Annotated in this window: 6 protein-coding genes; all 6 read left to right on the plus strand. The window is 72.0% G+C overall.

The annotated features are described in order from the left end of the window. The first annotated feature begins 78 nt into the window (after positions 1-78). The 6 genes from ACWJ6R_RS05845 to ACWJ6R_RS05870 all read left to right on the plus strand — a co-directional run bounded on the left by ACWJ6R_RS05845 (position 79) and on the right by ACWJ6R_RS05870 (position 7,337). Positions 79-1,614, plus strand: a complete 1,536-nt coding sequence (locus ACWJ6R_RS05845; protein ID WP_449061202.1) for an ABC transporter substrate-binding protein — start codon at positions 79-81, stop codon at positions 1,612-1,614. Next, positions 1,611-2,594 (plus strand): ABC transporter permease, encoded by a 984-nt coding sequence (locus ACWJ6R_RS05850; RefSeq protein WP_449061203.1) that lies wholly within the window; start codon positions 1,611-1,613, stop codon positions 2,592-2,594. Before ACWJ6R_RS05845 ends, ACWJ6R_RS05850 begins: the two co-directional genes overlap by 4 nt. Beyond that, positions 2,591-3,409 carry an ABC transporter permease gene (locus ACWJ6R_RS05855; protein WP_449061204.1) on the plus strand — a complete coding sequence of 273 codons (819 nt, stop codon included), beginning with the start codon at positions 2,591-2,593 and terminating at the stop codon, positions 3,407-3,409. Before ACWJ6R_RS05850 ends, ACWJ6R_RS05855 begins: the two co-directional genes overlap by 4 nt. Beyond that, positions 3,406-4,965, plus strand: a complete 1,560-nt coding sequence (locus tag ACWJ6R_RS05860; RefSeq protein WP_449061205.1) for an ABC transporter ATP-binding protein — start codon at positions 3,406-3,408, stop codon at positions 4,963-4,965. The genes ACWJ6R_RS05855 and ACWJ6R_RS05860 overlap by 4 nt, the downstream gene beginning before the upstream one ends. A gap of 323 nt (positions 4,966-5,288) precedes the next feature. Further along, positions 5,289-5,858 carry a ClpX C4-type zinc finger protein gene (locus ACWJ6R_RS05865; RefSeq protein WP_449061206.1) on the plus strand — a complete coding sequence of 190 codons (570 nt, stop codon included), beginning with the start codon at positions 5,289-5,291 and terminating at the stop codon, positions 5,856-5,858. A gap of 204 nt (positions 5,859-6,062) precedes the next feature. After that, positions 6,063-7,337, plus strand: a complete 1,275-nt coding sequence (locus tag ACWJ6R_RS05870) for an extracellular catalytic domain type 2 short-chain-length polyhydroxyalkanoate depolymerase (RefSeq protein ID WP_449061207.1) — start codon at positions 6,063-6,065, stop codon at positions 7,335-7,337. Positions 7,338-7,440 lie beyond the last annotated feature (103 nt).

Consider the following 7,440-nt stretch of genomic DNA (forward strand, 5'->3'; position numbering starts at 1 on the left):
GCTAGCCTAAATTAAGCGTACAGCGTTATCAACTCCTGGAGGTCGTCGATGTCCCTTTCGCGACGTGAGGTGTTACGCATGGGCGGGGTGGCCGCAGGCATCGCGCTCGGCTGGCCGGTGCTCGGCGCGTGCGGCTCTCCCCCCACCGGCGCCGTACGCCCCGCGGAGAGCGGGGGCACCGCCGCGCCGCGGCGCGGCGGGACCGTCCGGCTGGCCTTCACCGGAGGCGGCGCCACCGAGACGTTGGACCCGCTGTCGGCCTACAGCCCTGCGGACCTGGTCCGCACCCTGGTCGTGTTCGACCGGCTGTTCACCGTCACCGGCGGCGCGGTGGCCCCCTCCCTCGCGGTCGGCGCCGAACCCGAAGCCGACGGCCGATCCTTCACGCTCACCCTGCGGGAAGGCGTCACCTGGCACGACGGCTCGCCGCTCAGCGCCCGGGACGTGCTCTACAGCCTCCGCTATCTCGCCTCGCCCGACCGCTCCTACCCCAGCGAGCTGCTGACCTACTTAGACGTCCGCAAGACCGAGGTCACCGGCGCGCTGACGTTGCGGGTGCCGACGCTGCGCCCGGTGGGCGACCCCGCGGCCCTCTTCGCCGGAGCGTCCACGGCGGTCATCAAGGACGGCACCACCTCTTTCGCCCCCGGCGAGGTGATCGGCACCGGCGCCTACCGGGTGGCGGCCTTCGCGGCCGGACGCGAGGCCCGGCTGGTTCGCAACGACGACTACTGGGGCGGCACGCCGTACGCCGACGAACTGGTGGTCATCAGCATGGACGACGCCCAGGCCCGGGTGAACGCGGTACGCGGCAGGCAAGCGGACTACGCCTCCGATGTCCCGTACACGCTGGCGAAGACCGGGGCGGGCGACGACGGGCTCGAGATCCGCAGCGCGGGGGAACACCGGCGCACCGGCTATGGATTCGTGCTCAACACCACCCGCAAGCTCATGGCCGACGCCCGGGTCCGCAGGGCGCTGCGGCTCGGAGTGGACCGCCAGGCCCTGGTCCGGACGGTGTTCCTCGACCACGGCGCGGTGGGGAACGACCTGTTCGGCCACGGTGCCCCGTCCTTCGCTGAGGACATCCCTGTCCTCGCTCGCGACGTCACCAGGGCGCGGGAACTGCTCGAGGAGGCGGGCGCGACCGGAGCGTCTCTGGTCATCCGCAGCGCCGAGTACGAGGCCGGTCTGAACGCCTCCACCGAGCTGTTCGCCGAGCAGCTCCGCGAACTGGGGCTGAAGGCCACCGTGCGGATCGTCACGCCGGTCGAGTACTTCGACCTCGAAGGGCTGGCCGCCGCCGACGCGATCGCCTTCCCCCTCGCCCCTTTCCCTCTCAGTGTCATCTTCGCCAGGTCAGCCGCGTACCCGGCGCTGGCCTTCAAGGATCCGGAGCTGGAGAAGGATCTGGCGACCGCCCTGTCGGCGACCGGCGCCCGGGAACGGGAGGCGGCGTGGTTGAGGGTGCAGCGGGTCATGGCCGACCGGGGCAACTGGATCGTGTGGGGCCGGGGCGACGTGCTCAGCCTCGCCCGCAGGGAGCTCACCGGCGTCGAGGTCCGCGAGTCGGCGAAGTATCCCTACCTGGGGAAGGCCGGGTTCACCGGGTGAAGCGGTCGGGTGGTGACATCGCGGTGCTGAAGCCGTTCGCCCTGCGGGTGGGCCGGCGGCTCCTGCTCACCATTGGTCTGCTGGTGCTGCTGTCGGCGGTGGTGTTCGCGGGGGTGGACCTGCTCCCCGGTGATCCCGTCACCGCGCGGATGAGCGACGCCGGCCCGGAGCGGATCGCCGAAGCGCGGGCCAGGCTCGGGCTGGACCGGCCGTTGTCCGAACGCTACCTCGGCTGGCTGTCCGGCCTGCTCCAGGGCGACCTGGGCACCTCAGCGGACGGCCGGCCGGTGGTGGAGCTGCTCGCCGGCCGCCTGGGGAACTCCCTGCTGCTGGCCGGCCTCACCGTCGCGCTGCTGGTCCCCACCTCGTTCCTGCTCGGAACGGCCGCGGGGCTGCGGCGCGGCGGGACCGCCGACCGCACCCTGTCGACGGCGATGCTGCTGCTGGTCGCCGTACCGGAGTTCGTTCTCGCCGGTGCCCTGGTGCTGGTGTTCTCCGCCGGTCTGGGGTGGCTTCCCGCGGTGTCCCTGGTCCCGGTGGGCGATGGCCCGCTTGCGGTTCCCGAGGTGCTCGTGCTGCCGGTCCTCAGCCTGCTGCTGCCCACCGCCGCCTACGCCGGTCGGGTCGTCCGCGCGGCGACCGCCGCCGCCGTGCGCTCCCCGCACGTGGAGTTCCTGATGCTGAACGGCATCCGTCCGCGCACGGTGTTCACCGCCGCCGTGCTCCCCGCCGCCCTGCCCGTGGCGCTCCAGGCGTGGCTGACCGCAGGCGTCGGTCTCGTCGGTGGTGCGGTACTGGTGGAGAGGGTCTTCGCCTATCCCGGGATCGGTGATCTGCTCGTCCGTTCGGTGCAGACCGGTGATCTGCCGGTCGTCCAGGCGCTGGCGATGGCGCTGGGCGTCGCGATGCTCGTCGCGATGCTCCTGGCCGACATGGGGACCCGTGCGATGACTCCCGCCCTCTGGGCCGTGAGCTCATGACGCTCCCGCGGCTCCGCGGTGGAGCGGGGACCACGGCACCGGCCGTGGCCGTGCTGGTGCTCATCGCGGTGGCATTGTTCGGCCCGTTGCTGGCGCCGCATCCGGTGACCAGTCCTGTCGGCGTCCCCTACGCGCCCCCGGGTGACGGCACGCTCTTGGGGACCGACCATCTGGGTCGCGACGTGCTGTCGCGGGTGCTGGCGGGAGGCTTGCCGGTGCTGGCCACGAGCATGACCGCCGCCGTGCTCGGCTCGGTGATCGGCGTCACGGCCGGCTTGGGCGCCGCCCTGCTCGGTTCCCGGCACGCCTGGAGGGAAGGCCTGGTGCTGCGCCCCCTGGACGCCGTCGCCGCGTTGCCGCCGATACTGGTGCTGCTGCTGGTCTTGGCCGCGCTACCGGGGCGGGCCGGGGCGGTTGTCGCCGTCGTGCTCTCTGGTGCGCCGCTGTCGGCGCGGCTGATCCACGCCACCGCGGCGCCCCTGGTGAACCGGGCCCATGTCGAAGCGGCGATCGCCCGCGGTGAGCGGGCGGGCTGGCTGCTCGGCCGCGAGCTCCTGCCTCTGGTGGCCGGGCCGGCCGCCGCCGATCTGGGCCTGCGTTTCGTGACGGCCGTCTACCTTGTCACCGCCGCCGGTTTCCTCGGGCTGGGGCCCGGGCGAAGCGACTGGGGCCTGCTGATAGCCGAGGCGCTGCCGGGGGCCGCGCTGCAACCGGCGGCGCTGGTCGTGCCCGTCCTGCTGGTCGCGCTCCTCGGGGTGAGCGTCAACCTGCTGGCCGACGGTCTGCTGCACCGCTCCCGTGCGGTGCTCGCATGACCCCGCGGACGGATCATCCCCTGGTCCGGGTGGTCGGCCTGCGGTTGCACGCCGGTGAGACGACCGTGGTCGACGGGGTGACGTTCACGCTGCGCGCGGGCGAGTCGGCCGCCATCGTGGGGGCCTCGGGCTCCGGCAAGTCCACCACGGCCCTGGCCCTGCTCGGGCATCTGCGCGACGGCGTCCGCCACACCGGGGGCGAGGTCGAGGTGGCCGGGCGGAGCATGCTGCCCGTACCGTCCCCCGATCTGCGCGGTGGCACCGTGGCCTACCTCGGCCAGGATCCCGGTACCGCGCTCAACCCCTACCGGCGGATCTCGGCAACTCTGCTGACCGCGCGGGGCGGCGTGCCCATCGCGCGGCGACGGCGTACGGTGGCCGACCTGCTCACGCGGGTGGCGCTCCCCCCGGAGCTGGGCGACCGCTATCCCCACCAGCTCTCCGGCGGGCAGCAGCAGCGCGCGGCGCGGGCCGTCGCGCTGGCCCGCGACCCGCGCCTGCTGATCCTCGATGAGCCGACCAGCGCGCTCGATGCGGCGGCCGGCGCCGAGGTCCGCCGCGAACTGCTGTCCCTGCGGGAGGAAGGCGTCTCGCTGCTGTGGATCACCCATGATCTGGCGGCCGTGCGCGGAGCGGTGGACCGCGTTCTGGTCTTCGACGCCGGCACGCTGGTGGAGGACAGACCGCGTGATCACCTGTCGGCGGGCTGCGCAACGGCTCCGGCCAGGGCACTGGCCGGAGCCTCCGCTCCCATCCGGCGTCCGCCCCGGCCCGCATCGGCGGCGTCCCCCTTGCTCACCGTGCGGAACCTGGTGGCGGGCCACCCCGACGGCCCTCCCGTGCTGCGGGATGTTTCACTGGACGTCTTCAGCGGCCGGTGCCTGGCGGTCCTGGGGGCCTCCGGGGCGGGCAAGAGTACACTGGCCCGCTGCCTGGCCGGCCTGCACCGGCAGAGCGCGGGCACGGTGCGGCTCGACGGCAGCGTGCTCGCACCTGACGTGCGGGACCGCACGTCGGGGCAGCGCGCCGCCGTCCAGCTCGTCGCACAGGACCCGGCGGGCGCGCTGCATCCGCGGCAGCGGGTGCGAACCGCGCTGGCCCGGCCGATGCGCCTGCTCCGAGGCGTGCGGGACAGGCACGTGCTGGAGGCCGAGACCGTCCGACTGCTCCGCGCGGTGCGGCTGCCGCCCGAATACGCCGGCCGTCTGCCCGGCGAGTTGTCCGGAGGTGAGCGCCAGCGCGTGGTCCTGGCCCGCGCGCTCGCCGCCGGCCCCCGGCTGCTGATCTGCGACGAGGTCACCGCGGCCCTGGACACCGTGGCCCGGCGCGCGATGGCGGATCTCCTCACCGGGCTGGCCCGCGACCTCGACATGGCGATCGTGTTCATCACCCACGACACGGCGGCCGCCCGTCACCTCGCCGACGAGGTCATGGTGCTGGCGGACGGTGGAATCGGCGGGTACGGGCCGGGAGCCGACCTGCCCGTACCCGGTCAGGACCCTCCGGACCGTCACCGGGAGCAGGACCGGCCGGTGGACGGTAGGTGCCGCACCTGACGCCCCACTTCTCCCGCTCAGAGGAGATCGGGATGAACGCCGAGCGCGCGGCACCGCCGTTCTTGCTCGTCGTCTCGATGCTGCCGCCGACGGCCTGGGCACGGTGATCGCACCGCCCGGTGAGATCTTCCCCTCCCTGTGGGCGTTCCTCGCCGCGAGGGGTCACGGTCAGCCAGATGAGGGCACAGATCGTCCGGCGGGTGCGGGCCCGCGGCTGCGCACAGGCCACAGTGACCGCAAAATGTCTAATGAATTAGACAACCTTTCGTCTATCGTGATAGACAGAACTGTCTAATCCATTAGACAGACCAGGAGGAGAGCAGATGACACTCGATGAGCAGCTGCTGGCCGAGGCGAAGCGGACCCGCGACGAGGTGGCGATCGCACAGGAGCAAGCCGAGCTCGCCCAGGTGCGCTACCAGCACTCCATCCGCAGGCTCCATGCGGCCGGAGGGAGTCTGCGGGAGATCGCCAACGTACTGGGGATGAGCTATCAGCGTGTGCACCAGATCGTCGACGTGACCGCCGGCAAGGGAGCGGTTCGATGGTCCTCTCTCGACAGCGCGAGGTGTTCCTTCTGCGGGTCCACCGAAGAGGAGGCCGGCAGGCTGGTGGCCGGACCCGGGCCGTTCATCTGCGGGGCATGCGTGACACTCGCCACGGAACTGATCACCGATGGGGAAGAGCGGGCCGAAGGTCCCACCCGGCTGGTCAGCGTGAGCGCCGACCGGACCCGCTGCTCCTTCTGCGGAAGGAAACGGTCCCGGGTCACCGGCATGACCGAGGCGGTGGGACGGCCACCGGTGGGCAGGGGCCGACGGTCGAACGGATCTCCCGCGATCTGCAGCGACTGCATCGCGCTGTCCGGAGAGCTCCTGGCCCAGTCGCGCTGATGTCCTCAGGCGGGCTTGATCCGCTTAGACGGGCATCCGAGATCAGGAGTCACCCCCGAAGGGCGTCCATGACGGAGCACATGAGGAAGGCGGAGGATGGTGACCTGCGCCACATCACATCTCCCGAGAGTGAGGGTGAGCCACGTGGGCCGGGACATCCCGGCGGTCCACGATGGCGACAATCCCCCACCTGGAGGTCTCCGGATGAAACTCAGGAGAATGCTCGCCGCCGTCCTGACGGCGGTGACCGCCGCCGTCGCCGCGGCTCCCGCAGCGGCCGCCGTCCCCCCACCCGTCCCGGGCACGCTGCAGCGCCACGACGTCACCGACGTGTACGCCTCCGGGCTGTCGTCCGGCGGCTTCATGGCCAACCAGCTGCACGTCGCCCACTCGGCCGTCTTCGACGGCGCCGGCATCTTCTCGGCCGGCGCCTACCGGTGCGCCCAGAGCAACGTGGGATACGCGCTGTACGCCTGCATGGACACGCTGCTGACCCGCAAGACCCCGGCGGAGCTGGCCGCCGAGACCCGGGCCCTCGCCGCGGCCGACCGGATCGACCCGGTCTCCGGCCTGTCCGGTGACCGGGTGTACCTCTACCACGGCACCGCGGACACCACCGTGAAGGCACCCGTCAACGATGACCTGGCAGCCTACTACCGCACTATGGGCTCCGGCGTCGTCTACGACAGGACGTCGGCCGCCGGGCACGCCTGGGTGAGCCCGCTGGGACCGAACGCCTGCTCCTCCACCGCCTCGCCGTACATCAACCGGTGCGGTGACGCCGACCCCGCCGGCGACATGCTCGGCCACCTGTTCGGCGCCACGCCCGTGCCCGCCGCCGCGTCCCTGACCGGGAAGCTGGTCCAGTTCGACCAGGGCCTGTACGTCCCCGGCGGGAACCCGGCCGCCGTCAGCATGGGGGCCGAGGGCTTCGTCTACCTCCCCCGGGACTGCACGGCCGGCCCGTGCCGGCTGATGGTCGCCCTGCACGGCTGCCGTCAGTACCACGGGCTGGTGGGCAACGCACTGATGGACAAGGCGTATCTCAACGAGTACGCCGACACCAATCGCATGATCGTGCTCTACCCGCAGGCGACGACCGCCCCGGACAATCCGCGCGGCTGCTGGAACTGGTGGGCCTACGGAGGCGACGCCGCCTACGCGGAGAAAGCCGGCAAGCAGGTCACCGCTCTGATGAACATGGTGCGGGCGCTGGGTGGCACCGGCGGCGCCGACCCGACCGCCACTCCCACCGCCACTCCCACGGTGACTCCGGCGTGCGTGACGGCGAGCAACTACGCGCATGTGTCCGCGGGCAGGGCCCACGTCCGGTCACGCCCACGCCAACGGATCCGGCCAGGACCTCGGCCTGTGGAGCCTGTACGTCAGCAGCTCGATCAAGGAGACCGGACCGGGTCACTGGGTGAGGTGCTGACCCCGCGGATTCCTGCAGGTCGTCATGTTCCGGCCCGGCGGTGATGGGTCAGGTGACTGTAAAGCCAGCGCGCCGAGGAACAAGGCGATTTCCCCGGGTTCCGCAGTTGGTGGTCACGCATGATGCCGAATCTGGTGTGTGAGCTGC

Source organism: Planomonospora algeriensis (assembly GCF_977012225.1).

Excerpts from the sequence above, each read along its gene's own strand:
- ACWJ6R_RS05845 (WP_449061202.1), top strand. The coding sequence starts at position 79 with ATGGGCGGGGTGGCCGCAGGCATCGCGCTCGGCTGGCCGGTGCTCGGC.
- ACWJ6R_RS05855 (WP_449061204.1), top strand. The coding sequence starts at position 2,591 with ATGACGCTCCCGCGGCTCCGCGGTGGAGCGGGGACCACGGCACCGGCC.
- ACWJ6R_RS05860 (WP_449061205.1), top strand. The coding sequence starts at position 3,406 with ATGACCCCGCGGACGGATCATCCCCTGGTCCGGGTGGTCGGCCTGCGG.
- ACWJ6R_RS05865 (WP_449061206.1), top strand. The coding sequence starts at position 5,289 with ATGACACTCGATGAGCAGCTGCTGGCCGAGGCGAAGCGGACCCGCGAC.
- ACWJ6R_RS05870 (WP_449061207.1), top strand. The coding sequence starts at position 6,063 with ATGAAACTCAGGAGAATGCTCGCCGCCGTCCTGACGGCGGTGACCGCC.